At 73.3% G+C, this 14,133-nt stretch carries 13 protein-coding genes and 1 pseudogene; 8 read left to right on the top strand and 6 right to left on the bottom strand.

What is annotated here, in order from left to right; translation table 11 throughout:
• The first annotated feature begins 24 nt into the window (after window positions 1-24).
• The 5 genes from AC3EUJ_RS06395 (at window position 25) to AC3EUJ_RS06375 (ending at window position 4,506) form a co-directional block, all read left to right on the top strand.
• Window positions 25-1,230, top strand: a complete 1,206-nt coding sequence (locus AC3EUJ_RS06395; protein ID WP_431959981.1) for an NAD(P)/FAD-dependent oxidoreductase — start codon at window positions 25-27, stop codon at window positions 1,228-1,230.
• 100 nt (window positions 1,231-1,330) lie between these two features.
• Window positions 1,331-1,696: an Rv2175c family DNA-binding protein gene (locus tag AC3EUJ_RS06390; RefSeq protein WP_431959980.1), complete on the top strand. Its 366-nt coding sequence runs from the start codon at window positions 1,331-1,333 to the stop codon at window positions 1,694-1,696.
• Window positions 1,697-1,742: 46 nt separating this feature from the next.
• A complete protein-coding gene (gene thiE / locus AC3EUJ_RS06385) occupies window positions 1,743-2,447 on the top strand; it encodes a thiamine phosphate synthase (RefSeq protein ID WP_431959979.1) in 705 nt (234 codons plus the stop codon).
• A gap of 137 nt (window positions 2,448-2,584) precedes the next feature.
• Window positions 2,585-3,502, top strand: a complete 918-nt coding sequence (metF, locus tag AC3EUJ_RS06380) for a methylenetetrahydrofolate reductase [NAD(P)H] (RefSeq protein ID WP_431959978.1) — start codon at window positions 2,585-2,587, stop codon at window positions 3,500-3,502.
• A 56-nt stretch (window positions 3,503-3,558) separates the two neighbouring features.
• A complete protein-coding gene (locus AC3EUJ_RS06375; RefSeq protein WP_431959977.1) occupies window positions 3,559-4,506 on the top strand; it encodes a hypothetical protein in 948 nt (315 codons plus the stop codon).
• A 745-nt stretch (window positions 4,507-5,251) separates the two neighbouring features.
• On the opposite strand, the gene AC3EUJ_RS06370 is transcribed toward AC3EUJ_RS06375, so the two are convergent.
• The 6 genes and pseudogenes from AC3EUJ_RS06370 to AC3EUJ_RS06345 all read right to left on the bottom strand — a co-directional run bounded on the left by AC3EUJ_RS06370 (window position 5,252) and on the right by AC3EUJ_RS06345 (window position 11,822).
• The gene (locus tag AC3EUJ_RS06370) at window positions 5,252-6,781 is read right to left on the bottom strand and encodes a phytoene desaturase family protein (RefSeq protein WP_431959976.1); all 1,530 of its coding nucleotides are present in this window, start codon (window positions 6,779-6,781) and stop codon (window positions 5,252-5,254) included.
• Window positions 6,782-6,791: 10 nt separating this feature from the next.
• The gene (locus tag AC3EUJ_RS06365; RefSeq protein WP_431959975.1) at window positions 6,792-7,406 is read right to left on the bottom strand and encodes a DUF4126 domain-containing protein; all 615 of its coding nucleotides are present in this window, start codon (window positions 7,404-7,406) and stop codon (window positions 6,792-6,794) included.
• Between the two features lie 28 nt (window positions 7,407-7,434).
• Window positions 7,435-7,647, bottom strand: a pseudogene (locus AC3EUJ_RS06360) (IS200/IS605 family accessory protein TnpB-related protein); the annotation flags it as partial.
• 618 nt (window positions 7,648-8,265) lie between these two features.
• On the bottom strand, window positions 8,266-8,877 hold the full coding sequence (locus AC3EUJ_RS06355; RefSeq protein WP_431959974.1) for a TetR/AcrR family transcriptional regulator: 612 nt from the start codon (window positions 8,875-8,877) through the stop codon (window positions 8,266-8,268).
• A gap of 43 nt (window positions 8,878-8,920) precedes the next feature.
• Window positions 8,921-11,035 (bottom strand): YhgE/Pip family protein, encoded by a 2,115-nt coding sequence (locus AC3EUJ_RS06350; protein ID WP_431959973.1) that lies wholly within the window; start codon window positions 11,033-11,035, stop codon window positions 8,921-8,923.
• The gene (locus AC3EUJ_RS06345) at window positions 11,007-11,822 is read right to left on the bottom strand and encodes an ATP-binding cassette domain-containing protein (RefSeq protein WP_431959972.1); all 816 of its coding nucleotides are present in this window, start codon (window positions 11,820-11,822) and stop codon (window positions 11,007-11,009) included. The genes AC3EUJ_RS06350 and AC3EUJ_RS06345 overlap by 29 nt, the downstream gene beginning before the upstream one ends.
• A gap of 200 nt (window positions 11,823-12,022) precedes the next feature.
• Here AC3EUJ_RS06345 and AC3EUJ_RS06340 point away from each other — a divergent pair, with 200 nt between their 5' ends.
• The 3 genes from AC3EUJ_RS06340 (at window position 12,023) to AC3EUJ_RS06330 (ending at window position 14,013) form a co-directional block, all read left to right on the top strand.
• Window positions 12,023-12,514, top strand: a complete 492-nt coding sequence (locus AC3EUJ_RS06340; RefSeq protein ID WP_431959970.1) for an SAV_6107 family HEPN domain-containing protein — start codon at window positions 12,023-12,025, stop codon at window positions 12,512-12,514.
• Window positions 12,515-12,601: 87 nt separating this feature from the next.
• Complete coding sequence (locus tag AC3EUJ_RS06335; RefSeq protein WP_431959969.1) at window positions 12,602-13,372, top strand: methyltransferase domain-containing protein; 771 nt, start codon at window positions 12,602-12,604, stop codon at window positions 13,370-13,372.
• Window positions 13,373-13,605: 233 nt separating this feature from the next.
• Window positions 13,606-14,013 carry a DUF3040 domain-containing protein gene (locus AC3EUJ_RS06330; protein WP_431959967.1) on the top strand — a complete coding sequence of 136 codons (408 nt, stop codon included), beginning with the start codon at window positions 13,606-13,608 and terminating at the stop codon, window positions 14,011-14,013.
• Window positions 14,014-14,133: the final 120 nt, after the last annotated feature.

The raw sequence follows: 14,133 nt of genomic DNA, 5'->3' as shown, positions 1-14,133 counted from the left end.
GCCCCGCGGCGTTACCGTGATCGCGTGACCAGCAGCAGTGAACAGCGCGTCGTCGTCGTAGGGGCAGGAATGGCCGGGGTGCAGACCGCCGTGTCCCTGCGCGAGCAGGGGTGGGGCGGGGCGATCACGCTGATCGGCGCGGAGCCGCACGCCCCCTACGACCGGCCGCCGCTGTCCAAGGGGGTGCTCTTCGGCGCCGAGGAGGGCCCGGCGCTGGACGTCGACTTCGCGGGCATCGGCGTCGAACTGCTGCTCGGGCGGCACGCGAGCGCCCTGCGCCCCGGCGAGCGGCAGGTCCACACCGACGCCGGCCCGGTCGGCTACGACAAGCTCGTCCTGGCCAGCGGCGCCGAGCCCCTCATGCTGCCGGGCAGCGAGGGCACGCCGGGGGTGCATGTGCTGCGGACCCTGGACGACGCCACCGCGCTGCGCCCGGTGCTGGAGGGCCGGCGCCGGGTCGTGGTGGTCGGCGCGGGCTGGATCGGCGCGGAGTTCGCCACGGCGGCACGTCACGCCGGGTGCGAGGTGACCGTCGTCGAGGCCGCCGGCCATCCGCTCGCCGGGGTGCTGCCCGAGCACATCGCCGAACGGATGCGCGGCTGGTACGCGGAGGAGGGCGTGGAGCTGCGCACCGGCGCGGTGGTCTCCTCCGTCGAACCGGGCGCGGTGCGCCTGGCCGACGGCAGCGTGCTCGCCGCCGAGGCGGTCGTCATCGGTATCGGCGCCCGGCCCGCCACCGGGTGGCTGGCCGGTTCCGGCGTCGAGCTGGGGCCGGACCGCTCGGTCCTCGCCGACGACCGGCTGCGCACCTCGGTGCCGGACGTGTACGCCGTGGGGGACTGCGCCTCCTTCCCCTCGGCGCGGTACGGGGAGCGGCTGCTGATCCACCACTGGGACAACGCCGTGCAGGGACCGCGCACGGCCGCCGCGAACATCCTGGGCGGCGACGAGCCCTACGACCCCGTCCCCTACTTCTGGTCGGAGCAGTTCGGGCGCTTCGTGCAGTACGCCGGGCACCACGGGGACTGCGACCGCATGCTGCTGCGCGGGGACCCGGACGGGCCCGCCTGGTCGGTGCTGTGGCTGCGCGACGGCCAGTTGGTCGCGCTGTTCGCCGTGGGCCGGCCCCGCGACCTGGCGCAGGCCCGCAAGCTCATCGGGCGCGGCGCCCACCTCGACGGTGCCCTGGCCACCGACCCTGCGGTGCAGCTACGGGCCGCGGTCGTCTGACACCCGTGGTGGTGCCGGAGGCGTGGCGGACCCGTCAGGACGGAGCAACGGGTGGCGTGAGCGGTTCCATGGTGTCGGTCCGGGATGGCACGCTTGTCCTGTGACCGAGATCGACGCAAAGATTGACTCCCTCATCCCCTCCTGGCTGTACGTCCCCGACGTCGCCGAGCGCCTCGGCGTGGAGGTGACCCGGGTCCGCCAGCTCATCAAGGAGGGCCAGCTCATCGCCGTACGCCGCGGTGAGAACCGGGTGCTCATGGTTCCCGCCGACTTCATCGGCGAGGAGAAGATCGTCAAGGGCCTCGCGGGCACCCTCACCCTGCTCAAGGACGACGGGTTCAGCGACGAAGAGGCCCTGGAGTGGCTGTTCACCCCGGACGAGAGCCTGCCCGGCACCCCCGTCCAGGCGCTGCGGGACAACCGCGGCACCGAGGTGAAGCGCCGCGCCCAGGCGCTCGCCGTCTGACCGAACGACCCGCCAACGCCGCAGCCACCGAGGGGGACCCTCCCGTATGAGCACGCGTACGAGCACGAGCAGCCGTGCCCAGCTCGCCGACGCCCGGCTTTACCTGTGCACCGACGCGCGCAAGCGCCACGGCGGCCTGAAGGAGTTCGCGGCGTTCGCGGACGCCGTGCTGGCCTCCGGGGTCGACGTCATCCAGCTGCGCGACAAGGGACTGGAGGCCCGCGAGGAGCTGGAGTACCTCGCGGTCCTCTCGGAGGAGTGCGGACGGCACGGCCGGCTGCTCGCGGTGAACGACCGCGCCGACGTGGCGCACGCGGCCGCGGCGGACATCCTCCACCTGGGCCAGGGCGACCTGCCCGTGCCGGCCGCCCGCGCGATCCTCGGCGACGAGGTGATCATCGGGCGGTCCTGCCACTCCGAGTCCGAGGCGGCAGCCGCGGCCGGGGTCCCCCATGCCGAAGGCCAGGGGCCCGTGGAGCCCGGTGCGGACTACTTCTGCACCGGGCCGGTGTGGCCCACCCCGACCAAGCCCGGCCGGCCCGCGCCGGGCCTCGGCCTGGTGCGGTACGCGGCCGGCCTGGGCACGGACCGGCCGTGGTTCGCGATCGGCGGGATCGACCTGTCCAACGTGGATCAGGTGCTCGACGCCGGGGCCCGCCGGATCGTGGTGGTGCGGGCCGTCACCGAGGCGGCCGAGCCGGGTGCCGCGGCGGCCGAGCTGGCCAAGCGGGTGCGCTCGTACGAGGCCTGAGCGACGACCCGCGCCGCTCGGCGCGCAGCGGGGCCCGCGCGGGGCCGTCTCGTGCCGCGAGTGCGGGATGTCCAAGGGGTGGACATTCGGGCCTCATCTGTTGGGACGGTCCGGCCCTCGCCGTTAGCCTGAGGCGCATGGCCCTCGGAACCGCCTCCACCAGGACCGATCACGCGGTCACCATTCGTGAGCTGCTGGCCTCCGGCGAGCGCTCGTACTCCTTCGAGTTCATGGCACCGAGGACCGAGAAGGGCGAGCGGACCCTGTGGAACGCGATCCGCCGCATCGAGGCGGTGGGTCCGACCTTCGTCTCCGTCACCTATGGCGCGGGCGGCAAGTCCCGTGAGGGCACGGTCCGGGCGACGGAGCGGATCGCCTCCGACACCACGCTGACCCCGGTGGCCCACCTGACCGCGGTCAACCACTCCATCGCCGAGCTGCGCAACATCATCGGCCAGTACGCGGACGCGGGCATCCGCAACATGCTCGCGCTGCGCGGCGACCCGCCCGGCGACCCCATGGGGGAGTGGCTGCGGCACCCGGAGGGCGTGGACTACGCCTACGAACTGGTCCGGCTCATCAAGGAGTCGGGCGACTTCTGCGTGGGGGTCGCCGCCTTCACGGAGATGCACCCCCGCTCGACCGACTGGGAAAGTGATACGCGTCACTTCGTCGAGAAGTGCCGGGCGGGCGCCGACTACGCCATCACCCAGATGTTCTTCAACGCCGAGGACTACCTCCGCCTGCGCGACCGGGTCGGCAAGGCGGGCTGCGAGACCCCGATCATCCCCGAGATCATGCCGGTCACGAACGTGAAGCAGATCGAGCGCTTCGCCCAGCTCGGCAACGCGCCTTTCCCGCAGGAGCTCGCGGACCGTATCCTCGCGGTCAAGGACGATCCGGCCGCGGTGCGGGCGATCGGGGTCGAGTACGCGACGGAGATGTGCCGGCGGCTGATGGCCGAGGACATCCCGGGGCTGCACTTCATTACCCTTAATCACTCCACGGCGTCGTTGGAAATCTACGAGAATCTGGGACTGCACCAGAGGTCGTGAGGGCGGACCCGCCGCCCCTGTGGGCCGACGACGGTGAACGGTGAGGAAGTGCGCTCATGGCCTACACAGTGCTCTACATCGCCTTCGGGGTGGTCGCGCTGTGGCTGCTCGGTGAAGTGCTCCTGCAGTACAAGGCGCGGCTGAGGTGGCGGCTGCTGGCCTTCGCGGGGTTCCTTGGCGTCGTCCTGGGCGTCAATCTGCCCTCGGTGCTGGTCATCGTGGTCGGCGCGGTCGCCTTCGGCGCAGGCCAGACCTTCGTCACGCTCTCCTACCGCCGCGGCTTCGTCGAGGGTTGGGCCCTGCGGTCCCCCAAGGAGGACGCCGACCAGGACGACGAGGAGGCGCCGCCGCTGCCGCGCCGTGCCGCCGGCCGCCGGGGCCGGGACGCGCAGCGCGACGAGGCGCAGGCCGACGACCTGGCGACGCCGTACGAGGAGCCCATCAACGAGGCCCCGGCCGGTGTGGGCGTCGGGCAGTCCTACGACAGCTACGCCACCGGCGGCCCGGCCGCCGCGGCACCCGCCGGGATGGACTCCACGCAGGTGTACCAGCCCATGCCCATGCACGAGGACAGCGGCGAGTACCCGATGTACAACGGACAGCCGAACTACACCCAGGACCCCTACGCCGGAGCCGGCGCCGGATACCAGAACTACGACGCCACCACAGGCTACGGCGACTGGAACGGCGGGCAGCAGCAGCAACAGCAGCCCGCCGCCTCGTACGAGGCCTACGGACAGCAGCAGAACGGTGGCTGGGAGCAGCAGCAGACGGCCTACGGCACTTACGCGGGCGGCTACGAGGACCCATACCAGGGCCAGGGCGCCCCTCAGCAGCAGCAGTACGGCTACGACACCCCGGCGGGCGGCGTGTGGGTGCCGCAGCAGGGCGGGGAGCAGCAGCCCTACATCCCGCAGCAGCAGAACACCTACGACCAACAGGGCCAGCAGCAGGGTCAGGGCCAGGGCCAGTACGACCCCTACGACCCCTACCGCTACAACTAGCGCCCGCGGCGCGCCCGTCAGCCGAGGCCGACCCACTCCAGCCGGAAGTCCGGCAGCCCGGCGTCGCCGAGGACCGGGGGCCGCCGCCGGTGGACCAGCGGCAGCAGTTCGAGCGGCGGGCCGCGCACCGCGACGGCCGCCTTCCGTGCGCGCGGCGCCAGATGATGACCACGCGGGTCAAGCAGACCACCCGCGCGGCCGCCGCTGCCGGCGCGGTGCCGGTGGCGTGGAGGTGGCGGGTGCGGCCGGGCCGAGCCGTTCACGCGTCCACGGATGGAGCCCCAAGTGCACCGGCAGCGAGGCGAGTTCCACCCACTCGTCGAGGGGGGGAGCGTGGAAGGCCGCCGTGCCGTTCGAGCCGGCGTCCACGGCAGGGCGGCCGGCCCGGCAGCCCGCAGGGTGTCCGCGAGGCGGGCGGCGCCGTCGGTGAGCCGGGGAACCAGTACGGCGGGGTCCATGTCGTCCAAGCAGGGCGAGGAGGCGGAACTTCCCCTCCGGCACGGGCACCGGCGCGGGGCCACGCACCACCTCCTCGGCCCGGCGCTGGGCGCCCCCGGGATGCCGCAGCCACTGGCCGGCGTTCCAGCTGGGACAGGGGGTACGGGGGAGGTCAGGTCCGCGCCCTCCAGGGCGTAGCGCAGCAGCCGGTCCGCGCGACGATCCCGCAGCACAGGCGGTCGTGGTTCAGACGGCCCATCGCATCACCGTAGGGGGTGCCACCGGTGTCCGGGCGTCGGCGCGCGCCTCAGCGGCTGCCGCCCGGACCGCCCATGATGAGGTCGGCGGCGATGGCACCGGACATGCCGGTGTGGGCGAGGCCCCCACCGGGGTGGGACCAGCCGCCCACCAGATACAGACCGGGGACGAGCAGCCGGTTGCCGGGGTGCAGATGCGCCCCGTCCGCGCCGGCGAGGGCGGGGCGGGGGAGCCGGCCGCCCGGGGTGCCCGTCTCCTCCTCGGTGTCGGCGGGCGTGTGCACGGCCCGCCACAGCAGGCGGTCCGTCAGACCGGGCAGCACCGCGGCCGCGGCCGCCTGCACCGCGTCGGCGGCGCGCTCGGCCAGACCCGGGGCCCGCCAGTCCACCCCCGAGGGGCCGTGCGGCGGGACCGTGACGTTCAGGGTGACCGACTCCGAGGCGTCGTCGGGCCGCAAGGTGTCGTCGTCGGGGCGCAGCACCGTGACGGTCGGGCGGTCGTACAGCTCGCCGTGCGCCAGGGCGGCCGCCTCGGCGTCCGGGTCCGCGCTGTGGACGACCGTACGGTGCACGGCGTCCGAGGGCCGGGCCCCGCGCAGCGCCAGGCAGACCGTGAGGCGCCCCGGGCCCTCGCAGCGGGGCCCGGGACCGACACCGTCCCACATCCGGTCGGCGTGCCAGGTGCCCCCGGCGCCGTGCGACAGCAGTGGGGGCAGCAGCCACGGGGCGGCACCGGCGACGACGGTGTCGGCCTCCACCCTTGTGCCGTCGGCGAGTTCGAGCCCGGCCGCGCGGCCGTCCTTCTCCACGATCCCCGCAACCTCGGCCCCGAGGTGGAACTCCACCCTCCGCGCCACGCACCGGGCGTGCACGGCGTCGGCGAGCGCCCGCATGCCGCCGCGTACGTACCAGCTGCCGAAGGTCTGCTCCATGTACGGCAGCACCGTGGCGCTGCCGGGCGCGGTGCGCGGGTCGAAGCCGTACGCCAGGGCGTAGGAGCCGAGGAGCGCGGCGAGCCGCGGGTCGTCCAGTTCGCGCCGGGCGATGTCGGCGAGGGTGGGCGCACCGCGCCGGAACAGCCCCCGACGCACGGGAGGCGCCGGATAGGGATCGCGGCCGAGCGCGGCCGGATCCCGGGCGAGGGCGTCCTCCAGCAGGGGGCGGCGCGTGGCGTCCCAGACCTCCCGGGCCCGCACCAGCAGCTCGCTCCAGCGCTCGCCCGCGCCGGCGCCGAGCGCCGCGTCCAGCACCGCGACGACTCCGCCGCGTGACGCGTTGGGCAGCGACACGGACGTGCCGTCGGAGAAGACGTGGCGGCTCGCCGGGTCGACCTGGCTCAGGGTGACGCTGCCCTCCAGGCTCTCCCTGCCGGTCTTGACGAACAGGTCGCGGTAGACCGCGGGCAGGTGCAGCAGGCCCGGGCCGGTGTCGAACCCGAAGCCCGCCCGCTCCAGCCGCCGCACCCCGCCACCGTGGGTGCCGGTCCGCTCGTACACCGCCACCCGGTGCCCGCCGGTGGCGAGCCGGGCGGCGGCAGCCATGGCGCCCATCCCCGCGCCGATCACCGCAATCCGTGCCATGAAGGGGACTCTAACCCCAGCCACCGACAACGCCGCGACCGGCCTTGCGGCGTTCCCTGCGGGCCGTCCAGCGCTGCCAGGCGCGCCGGATGCGCGACAGTATGAAGAACACCAGGACGACGCCCAGTACGAGCAGCACCGCCGCGATGCTCGCCGCCGCCACCGGGTGGAACAGCGCGAAGACGACGATCGCGGCGACACCGACGTCCTCCGCGAGACTGATCATGATGTTGCTCGCGGGTTCCGGCGAGGTGTTGACCCCCAACCGGATCCCGGCCTTCACCAGGTGGCTCACCAGCGCCGTCGTCCCGCCGACCGCGCCCGCCACCAGCTGCGGCAGCGAGCCGTCCTGCCCGGCCAGCAGGGCCGCCACCACGCCTCCGGCGACCGGCCGGATCGCGGTGTGCACCGCGTCCCAGGTGGTGTCGACGTAGGGGATCTTGTCCGCGACCGCCTCGCAGAGGAACAGCACCCCCGCGGCGACCAGCACGTCGGTGCGCTCCAGGGCCGGCGGCACCTCGTCGCTGAGGCCCGTCACGCCCATCAGGCCCAGCAGGAAGACCACGGCGTAGGCGTTGATCCCGCTCGCCCAGCCGCTGGTGAACACGAGCGGAAGTACAGACATGGGCGGTGATGCTACCGAACCGTTCCTGATCAGTGAGCAGGAGCGAGTCTTGTACCCGTGCCTGGTCGCTGAGGACATCCCGAACGGTTTTGGGTGTCCTGGTCGCCCGCGTACTCGCCGCGTTCGGCGGCACGGATCGTGTCCGCGGTCCGGGGTTGCGGGGGCGGGTTCCCTCACGCCCAGGAGTCTCCGGTCGGGCCTGGACGGTCCGATGCCCGCGACGATCGCTCTGGTCGTGCCGGACGCAATCTCGGACTCGACCCGGACGACCATGCCGCCCGCCCTGGCCGCCCACGCGGACAACCGCACCAACTGCCGCTCCAGATCGCTGGTCGTGCGAGCAGACGCGGGCATACAGACGCAGGCCGCCCACCGCTTCCGGAGCGGTGTTGGTCTCGATGTTCACCAGGATCGTGCGCGGCCCGACTCGCTGAGCCGGCACCGGCAACGTCCCCTCACGAAACCAGCGATACGCGGTCTGCGGATGCACCCCTGCGTCTTCGCCCATTCCGTCAGATTCACACTCTCACAACGACACTCACTCACACATGGTTACCCTCACTTACTCGATCTCGAGGACCAGCAGGCGAAAACCCCCGGAAAAGTGCCGCCGCCTTTGAGCGATAGGACTCGGTCATGAGTACCTGTACTCAGACCCCCACTTGAGTACCCGCGCGGATGAGCGCGGGCCGGCCCGGACGCCAAGGTGGAGGCAACGGAAGGGCACGGCACCGGCACCGCCGACACGGGGCGGCGGAACGGCGCGCGCCTTGCCGGAGCGGGGGTGCACGGAGCGCCGTCCCGGAACGGCCCGACGGGGGATCGGGCCGCGCCGGGGCGGCGCGCCGTCGTGCGGCGTTCAGGCGCGGGCGTGCCCCGCGACCCGTCCCTGCAGGAGCCGCGACAGGGCCGCGTGCACGTCGTCGATCGACCGCTCGGGCTGGAAGGACAGCCAGTCCAGCGCCGCGACGAGCACCATCCCGAAGAGCGCGGCCGCCGTGAGCGGCACGTCGATCTCGTCGCTGAGCTCGCCCGCCGCCACCGCGTCGCGCAACGCCTGTTCCACGACCGCGACCGCCTCCTTGCGCAGCACCATGAGCGTGTCCTGCCAGGCGCGGTTGGTCCGCCACAGCTCGGCCACGTACAGCTGCGTGAAGGACGGGTACTCGGCGATGAAGGCGAGCCCGGCCCGGATCATCGCGTCGATCGCGTCCACGTGGCTGCCGCCGCGGGCGGTCACGTCGGCACCCGCCTTCCGCAGGGAGGCCGTCAGCAGGCCGACGCCGTGCCGCAGCAGCTCCTCGAAGAGCTCGTTCTTGCTGGCGAAGTTGTAGTAGACGGTGCCCTTGGCCACCCCGGCGCGCTCGGCGATCTCGTCGACCGTGGTGGCGGAGAAACCCTGCTCGGCGATGAGCGTGACCGCGGCCTGGAAGAGCTTCTGCCGGGTGGCCTGCCGTCGTGCACTGTTCATGACGACGATTCTCTACGCTCCGGGCGGCCGGATCCGCGCGGCCTCACAGGGAAAGCTCCGGATGCAGCCGGTCCACCGTCCACACCTGCTTGCGGCGGGCGGACACCGCGGTGAGCGCCAGCGCGCCCGCGGTGAAGGCGAGCAGCACCAGCACCGCCCGCCACACCGGCCCGAGCCCGCCGCCTGTGATGAGGTGGCGCAGCCCCTCGACGACGTAGGTCATGGGGAGGAAGGGGTGGATCGCGTTGAAGAAGTCCGGGCTGGTCTGCACCGGGTAGGTGCCGCCCGCCGAGGTGAGCTGCAGCATGAGCAGTGCCAGCACCAGTACGCGTCCGGCCGGCCCGAAGCGGGCGTTGAGCCACTGCACGATGGCGGCGAAGCAGGCGGTCACCAGCACGAGGAAGCCGACCGTCCCGGCCGCCCGCACCATCTGCAGGCCGATCGCCCAGTGCAGCACCGCCATCAGGGCCAGCGTCTGCAGCACGCCGATGGTGAACACCGGCAGCCACCCGGCCATCGCGATCCGCCACGCGGGGGCGCCCGCGGCCATGGCACGCCTGTTCAGGGGCTGCAGCAGCATGTAGGAGACCATCGCGCCGACCCAGAGCGAGAGCGGGATGAAGTAGGGGGCGAAGCCCGTCCCGTAGTTGGGCGCCTTGTGCGCAGACTGCGCGGCGAGCCGGACCGGGTCGGCCATCACCTGGGTGCGGCCGGCGCGCTCCTCGCCGTCGTAGTCGGGGATCCGGGACGCGCCGTGGTGCAGGCCGTCGGCGAGCTGCCCGCTGCCGTCGGTGAGTTGGGTCAGGCCGGCCGTCAGCTGGTTGCTGCCGTCCGACAGCCGGTACATCCCGCCCACCAGGGTGTCGGCTCCCGAAGCCAGGTCCCGGAGCCCCGCGTCGAGGGCGCCCGCGCCGGCCGACGCCGATCGCAGGCCCTTCGCCACCTTGTGGGCGCCGTCGTTGAGCTGGTTGACACCGTCGACGGCGTTCTGCAGCTTCGTGGCGAGTGCCGGGTCCGACAGCTCCACGGCGGCCGAGTGCAGCGTGCCGAGGTCGTCGCGGAGCCCGTCGAGGGCGGCGGAGTGCCCGTGCACATAGGTGTCGAGGCGGGCGGCCACGCCCGCGACCTCGTCGGCGGCGTCGACGGCCTTCATCAGCGTCCGGCACTGTGGGGTGACGCCGCCCACGGGGCACTGCCCGGCGTAGGCGTCGTGGACCGCGGCGGCTGCCGCTGCGGCGTCCCGGGCCGCCCGCGCCGACTGCCGCGGCAGGTCGCCGATGCCGTCGCGGGCGGCCTGCGAGCCGCGGGCGACGACCCGCGCCACCGCGTTGATCTCCTTGACATGCTGCTTGACGAAGGTCAGTTCGTCCGAGGCGCCGTTGACCTCGTCGGCCAGGGCCTGGGTCCCCGCGGCGACCTGGCCCGCGCCGGTGTCGAGCGTTCCCAGCCCGCCGGCGAGCGAACTGCTGCCCTTCTTCGCCGTGTGCAGGCCCCCGGCCAGTCGCCGCGCGCCGTCCTCGGCGGTCGAGATGCCGTCGCCGAGCTTCTTGGAGCCCGTACGCGCCGTGCCCGCGCCCTTGGTGACGTCGTCGGCGCCGTCGGCGGCCTCGACCGTCTCGTCGTGGAGGTCGGAGAAGGCCACGAAGATCCGGTCGTAGAAGTCCCTCGACGCCTTGGTGGACGCGGCGGACCGAACTTCGGAGAAGACCGTGCGGGAGATCTGCCCCACGATGTAGTTGTTGGCGTCGTTGGTGCGCACCTGGAGCGCGCTGGTGCGGGGTCGGTCGCCGGAACTCGAGGCGACGCGAGCGCTGAAGTCCCGCGGGATGGTGAGCGACAGGTAGTAGGTGCCGTCCTCGACGCCCTTGGCGGCCTCGGCGGCGCTGGTCTCGCGCCAGTCGAAGGTGTCGCTCTCCCGCAGGCCGTCGACGATGGAGTCGCCCGCGGCGAGCCGCCGCCCGTCCACGGTGGTGCCCTTGTCGGAGTTCACCAGGGCGACGGGGATCTTGTCCAGCCGCCCGTAGGGGTCCCAGAAGGACCACAGGTACAGGGCGCCGTAGAGCAGGGGCAGGAGCAGCAGCGACACCATGGCCGCCCGTGGCAGACGTCCCCTGCCGAACTTCCTCAGCTCAAGCGCTGCCAGCCTCGGCGTGCGCATCGGCCGCCCCCTCCTCGTCGGTGTTCTCGTCGTTCGTCTTCGCGTCAGCCTCGTCGCAGGCCTCGTCACAGGCCTCGTCACAGGCCTCGGCGGCGACCTCGGCGGCGGCGTCCTTGTCCGCCGCGGGCGCCCGGGTGCGGACCACCACGGCGTCCTCCGGCGCCTCGGTGCACACCGCCAGCACGGTCGTGCCGCACGCGGCGATGCCGCGCAGCATCGCCCAGGCCTGCTCGCGTTCGGCCGGGGCGAGTTTGTGGTCGGCGTCGTCCACCGCCAGCACCTCGGGCCGGGCCAGCAGCGCGAGAGCGGTGCCCAGGCGCAGGGCCTCGAGCCGCTCCAGGTCCCGGGCAGCGGTGCGTTCGCCCTTGGGCAGTGTCGACAGGTCCAGCCCGGCCGCCGTCAGCGCCCCGTCGACGCGCGCCCCGTCGGTTCCGCCGGGCCGCACCAGCTCGCGCAGCGAGCCACCGAACCGACGCCGCAGCAGCACGCGTTCGCGCAGGTGCTCGCCGACGGTGAGGGCCGGGTCGAGTTCCGCGACCCCGGTGACGGGGCCGAGCGCGGCGACGCGGCGGACCGCGGCGAGCTGTTCGGGCAGCCGGAGCCCGGCCACCTCGGCCCGGCCCTCCGTGGCGCGCATCCGCCCGGTCAGCGACAGCAGCAGGCAGGTACGGCCCGAGCCGGAGGCGCCCTCGACGGCGATCAGACTGCCCGCCGGCGCGGTGAAGGTGATGTCGCGGAACACCCAGCCCGGGGACCCCTGAAGTCCGAACCCCTCCGCGGTGATCACGTGGCCGCCCCCTTTCTTTGCACTGACCAGTCAGTATAAAAACTGTACCCCAAGGGTCGGCGGCCCGCGAATCCCGGGAGACGTTGTCCGGCCATCACGCCCGTTTGTGCAGGTCGGCGTGATTGTCAGAGGTGTGCCTCACGATGAGTGGTGGAAGCCAGGAACTGTCGGACGCGTCATACGAAGACAGGAGGTATGTGATGACCGTGCCAGCCCGCAGCGCCGCCGTGGCCGGCGGCAGTGCCGCCGACGTCCACCCCGTGCTGCGCAGGGCCAACGCCCCCGCGGCCGCGCTCGACCTGCTCGTTCAGGCCCGGCGGGGACTCGACGAGGCCGCCGTCCTGCAGGCCCCCAACGACCGCTTCGCCACCGCCCACTTGGCCGCCCTGCGCACCGCGGCCGCCGTCCTCGCCGTACGCGGCCGCCCCGAGACCACCAGGCGGCGCCGTCAGCGGATACGCAGTGCCTGGGAGGTGCTGCCCGAGATCGCGCCCGAACTGTCCGAGTGGAGCGCCCTGTTCGAGGCGGGCGCCCTTCAGCGGGCGCGCGCCGAGGCCGGCATCCAAGGCGCGGTCAGCCCCCGCGAGGCCGACGACCTCGTCCGTGCGACGGGTATGTTCCTGCGCCTCGTGGAGCGCCTGCTGGTGCTGCGGCCCGTGCTGGACCGGCCGCAGACCGGTCGTCCCGCTTGATCGGCCGCCGGGCGGCCGCCCACTAGAGTGGGTCCCAGGCTGGGCCGACCGGTCCCCAGCCCCGTCCGTCCGCTAGGAGCCGTCCGCATGTCCCGTCCAGGAGGGGCCGAACCGCTGCGGCCCCGCGCAGCCCTGCGTACCGCCGTGGTCTGGGAGGTCCTGCGCGATGCGCTGGACCGGCAGGCCAAGGCCGCCGGACGGGACGTCCTCGACGTGCTCGACACCGGTGGCGGCACCGGCAACTTCGCGGTTCCCGTGGCCAGTCTGGGCCACCGGGTGACCGTGGTCGACCCCAGCCCCGACGCCCTGTTCGCCCTCGAACGCCGCGCGGCGGAGGCAGGCGTCACCGAACGCGTCCGCGGGGTGCAGGGCGACGCCCACGGACTGCTCGACGTCGTGCCGGCCGGCAGCCACGACGTCGTGCTCTGTCACGGCGTACTGGAGTACGTGGACGACCCCGCCGAGGGCGTGCGCAACGCCGCGGGCACCCTGCGCGGCTCCGGCGCCCTCAGCCTGCTCGCCGCCGGCCGCCACGGGGCCGTGCTCGCGCGCGCGCTCGCCGGTCACTTCGGCGAGGCCCTGCACACCCTGGACGACCCCGACGGCCGCTGGGGCGAGGGCGATCCGATGCCCCGCCGCTTCACCGCGGACGAGCTGACCGCGCTGGTCGCCGAGGCCGGGCTGCGGGTCGGCTCGGTGCACGGCGTCCGCGTCTTCGCCGACCTCGTACCCGGTGTCCTGGTGGACACCGAACCGGGCGCGATGGACGCCCTGCTGAGGCTGGAACTGGCCGCCGCAGAGCAGCCGGCCTTCCACGCCGTGGCCACCCAGTTGCACGTTCTGGCCGAGCGCGGCTGAGCGGGAGGGGGGCCGTTCCCCTTGCCTCTTCCGGTCACCCAGCGGGAGGAGTCCGTCACACGCCCCCCGATTCCCGGTGCAGGGCCGTATGCTGGCATGACGTGGCGTTCGACGGGGAAAACACCCCCCGTCGGATTGGCGTAGTGGGGCGGGTTTCACGGGGGCGATTCCCTGCCTATCCTGGAAGGGTCGTACCGGTCGCTCCCCCCGCGACCGACGAGGAGGAGGACTCCGTGCCGCTCTCGGAGCACGAGCAGCGCATGCTCGAGCAGATGGAGCGAGCGCTGTACGCCGAAGATCCCAAGTTCGCGTCGGCGCTTGAGGGAAGCGGGCTGCGCACCTACACCAGGCGGCGCGTCTACCTGGCTGTGGCGGGCTTCCTGGTGGGCATCGGGCTGTTGATGGGCGGAATGATCGCCCAGCAGCCCTGGATCAGCGTCGTGGGCTTCCTCGTGATGCTCGGCTGTGCCGTTCTCGCCGTCACCGGCTGGCGCCGTGCCGCCAAACCGGGTGCGGCCACCGCTCCCGCGCACCCGCTGCAGGGTGCGGCCGGACGGGGCCGTCGCCACCAGCCGCGGCGCAAGATGATGGACCGTATCGAGGAGCGCTGGCAGCGTCGGCGCGACGAACAGGGCCACTGACCCACAGACGAACACGAAGGGGGCGGGGTTCCGGTCGGAACCCCGCCCCCCTTCGTCATGCCGTCCTACGCGGCCCTCCTGCGGCCTGTGGTGTACCGCGTCGCACGGCCAGGCCGCTCA

The sequence above is a fragment of the Actinacidiphila sp. bgisy160 genome, from assembly GCF_057707815.1.
Note: the sequence above shows the minus strand (reverse complement) of the source record. Positions and strands in the feature narration are given on the sequence as shown.

Excerpts from the sequence above, each read along its gene's own strand:
- thiE (WP_431959979.1), top strand. The coding sequence starts at position 1,743 with ATGAGCACGCGTACGAGCACGAGCAGCCGTGCCCAGCTCGCCGACGCC.
- metF (WP_431959978.1), top strand. The coding sequence starts at position 2,585 with ATGGCCCTCGGAACCGCCTCCACCAGGACCGATCACGCGGTCACCATT.
- AC3EUJ_RS06375 (WP_431959977.1), top strand. The coding sequence starts at position 3,559 with ATGGCCTACACAGTGCTCTACATCGCCTTCGGGGTGGTCGCGCTGTGG.
- AC3EUJ_RS06370 (WP_431959976.1), bottom strand. The coding sequence starts at position 6,781 with ATGGCACGGATTGCGGTGATCGGCGCGGGGATGGGCGCCATGGCTGCC.
- AC3EUJ_RS06365 (WP_431959975.1), bottom strand. The coding sequence starts at position 7,406 with ATGTCTGTACTTCCGCTCGTGTTCACCAGCGGCTGGGCGAGCGGGATC.
- AC3EUJ_RS06355 (WP_431959974.1), bottom strand. The coding sequence starts at position 8,877 with ATGAACAGTGCACGACGGCAGGCCACCCGGCAGAAGCTCTTCCAGGCC.
- AC3EUJ_RS06350 (WP_431959973.1), bottom strand. The coding sequence starts at position 11,035 with ATGCGCACGCCGAGGCTGGCAGCGCTTGAGCTGAGGAAGTTCGGCAGG.
- AC3EUJ_RS06340 (WP_431959970.1), top strand. The coding sequence starts at position 12,023 with ATGACCGTGCCAGCCCGCAGCGCCGCCGTGGCCGGCGGCAGTGCCGCC.
- AC3EUJ_RS06335 (WP_431959969.1), top strand. The coding sequence starts at position 12,602 with ATGTCCCGTCCAGGAGGGGCCGAACCGCTGCGGCCCCGCGCAGCCCTG.